The following is a 3022-nucleotide window of genomic DNA, read 5'->3' as shown; positions in this document are numbered from 1 at the left end:
ATGCAACATTAAGTTCATTCGGGCCAGGTTATAGGTTGTGGTGTTCAATTCTTGACCGTGATAACTCACTAAACCCGGATTTTGCACGTGCTGTCCGACATTCAATAGCAGTGAACCGGACCCAACTGCTGGATCATAGATAGTCCGCACTTGGTTATCACCTTCATTGCGCTGATAGGTCACAATCTGGGCAATAATGTCGGACACCTGCCGCGGGGTATAAAATTCACCCGCTTTTTTACCGGAATCACTGGCAAATTGCGCGATTAAGTATTCATAGGCGTCACCTAAGACATCGCCTTGATGATGGATAAGATCAATCGCATTCAAAGCTAACATAGTATCACTAATAGTTTGGTTCCGTTGTTGTAAAGAACTGCCCAATTTACTACTACTTAAATCCACATCGGCAAACAAGCCCGAAAAGTCTTGCGCTGAAGATAGATTTTGTGTCGACTGTTCCAGATCATGAAGTGCTTGAGATAAATCGTCTAACGCAAAAGTATGGGCTTGAATCTTGCCAATCAGAGTGGCGTACAACGCCTGGGGTTGAATTAAATAGCCGAGCGTGTTTTGCAAATACTCAACTAAACTGGGCTGCACTGAGACGCTTCCAACTCAAACTGCGGATCCATATACTGAGCATATTTCCGGGTGACATTTTCGGTTTCGCCTGCCCAATCACTAAAGGTCGTTAAGGTTTTCTCAGATAGAAATCGATAAAAAATTAACCCCAATAAATAATTTTTATATTCAGAAGCGTCCATTTTCCCGCGTAAGACATCGGCCGCATTCCATAGGGCGCTTTCAAGTTGACTAGCTTGAGTTGTTTTTGCTGACATTGTTTAACCTCACTTATTTTTGTAGATAGATTGCTAAATCGTGTTCAATAAACTGCCGCCAAGCGGCCTGGGACTTAATCCGGTATAGTGGCAAAATAGCTGGAATCTTCGGCCCAGCGGCAGTTTGAGCTTGTAAGGCCGCTGCTAAATTCGCTGACTGCGTTAATTCTTGTTCATGATGCCATTCATCAGTACCCACGGTGTGTTCACGTGCCACCCGTAATAGGGCTGCTTGATCTAAGCCCCACGTATGGGCAAAGGTCGTCGTTTTTTTGACCAATTGTTTCTGGACGTAATCAGCCACCAACTCCCGAGCATTCAACGCTACTGGCGCTTGATTTGGGGTGCTCTGTTGCTGAAACTGTTGCATTTGTTGCTCAATATAAGGCATGGCTTCGCGAATTAACTGAGCCTGTTGCGGTTGCGTTTCCGCTAATTTATTCAAACTAGCCTGTACTTTGGCACTGTTTTGCAGGTAATCTGTCATATGCGCTTGGGCTTGATCAGGCGTCGAGTACTGTTGCTGTTCATCAATCCAATCTTGAATTAATTGCGTCAAATAATCATAATCCACCAAGACGACTGAACCAACGGCTAGGGAAAAGTCTAAGGCAGCTAATTCTTCGGGGACTTTCTCAGGCTCTTGGTTAGTAACCGCCGCTTTAATCCGCAGATATTTACCCGTATAGGATTCTACTTCGGGCTGAGCGATACCAAAGGCCTTTTCACTATTTTTCCAAGTGAAATCGTTGTACATGGATAAGGAATTCAATTGCTGATTCACTTGGCGAAAGGCTTTCACAAACTGTACCTTGCAGTGGTTCCATTCAGGTCATCGGCCGCCGTCGGCGTTGGAGCAATGGCTTTTAAATCCACCACAGCCTTTTGAAATTTTAAGACGGCCTGCTGATAAGTGGGACGAATGATGACATTAAAAGAGCCTTCGCCACTATATAACTTATAAGCTTCACGTTCATTCGCTTCCATGATTGCTGGCACCCGAAAGGTCACAATTTGGCCTTCTTGTTTTAATTCCCGGTTTTGGAGCCGTTGGTGCGTGAGTAGGCTTGAATGAGTTCTTGATAAGCTAAGGTGCGGTCAACAAAGAGCGTATTTAGCCGAGGGGCATCAAAACCCGTTAATAACCGCCGCACCACAATCACTAGATTAATTTCCTGATCCGGTTTCAAATGAGCAAAGACCGCCTCACGCCGAGCAGCCCGTTTTGCGACATCTTCGTTGTAGAGATTCAAATCAGTTAAATCAAAATTAGTGTGATACTGCCGATTATAATCTTTTAAAATGGTGGCCATTTGGTCATGTTTTTGCGCACTCTGATCTTCGTTTTCACTTAATGAATAAGTAATCGCAATTCGGGGCCAATCAGGATCTAGCTGATTGTGAGTAGTCTTTTTCGCGGCTTTAAAGGTTGATAATAGCGTTGCGCCATTTCAATGGAGCTGGTGGTTAAAATCGCATTGTAGTTGCCATGACCCAAGCTGGTTTTACGTGGGCCTTTTTGTAAAATATATTGAACAACTTGGTTAATATGTTCATCGGTCTCAAAGTCAGCCGGAGTTAAATACGTTTCTTCCAAGTCCTTGACTGACATCGCTTGAATCTTGGCTTGAATTTTTGCTTCATCAGCTGTACTCAGCAGGCGACCTTGCTTATCGCGACGTGCTTTGACGCGCTGGTTTTCTTTCTCGAGGGCCCGGGTTATTAACGTATCTTTGCCAATTGTTGTTACATGTTCGACGTTAAACGGTAACACGGCTTGGTCCTCTAAGGCATCTCGCAAGTTATAAACGTGACAGACTTTACCAAATAGCTCCTCAGTCGTAACCGCTAGATCACCCTTGAGCTGTTTTTTATTTTCATTAAAGATGGGGGTGCCGGTGTAACCATACCAGTTACTATTGATAAACGCTGCTCGAATTTCCTTTTGCATCTTACCAAACTGCGACCGGTGGGCTTCGTCAACAAAGAAGATCACCCGTTGCTTTAAAGTCTTACTAAAGCGGGATTGCTTACCGGTTGCCAGCTGGGCTTGCGTTTTTTTGACCGCCCGATGAAGTTTTTGAATCGAGGTGACCAAGACCTTACCGTCATTTTGTTGCAATTTACGCATTAAATCACCGGTGTTTTGGGCTTCGTTAATGGCAATATCATCATTGGCG

2 pseudogenes are annotated in these 3022 nt (G+C 44.3%); both read right to left on the bottom strand.

The features are described 5' to 3' along the window. Positions 1-842: pseudogene (locus JCM2765_RS16345) on the bottom strand (N-6 DNA methylase); the annotation flags it as partial. Between the two features lie 13 nt (positions 843-855). Further along, positions 856-3022: pseudogene (locus JCM2765_RS18515) on the bottom strand (type I restriction endonuclease subunit R, EcoR124 family); the annotation flags it as partial.

It is taken from the genome of Secundilactobacillus similis DSM 23365 = JCM 2765 (assembly GCF_001311075.1).
Classification (GTDB): domain Bacteria; phylum Bacillota; class Bacilli; order Lactobacillales; family Lactobacillaceae; genus Secundilactobacillus; species Secundilactobacillus similis.
This window is presented reverse-complemented; position numbering and strand designations above follow the sequence as displayed.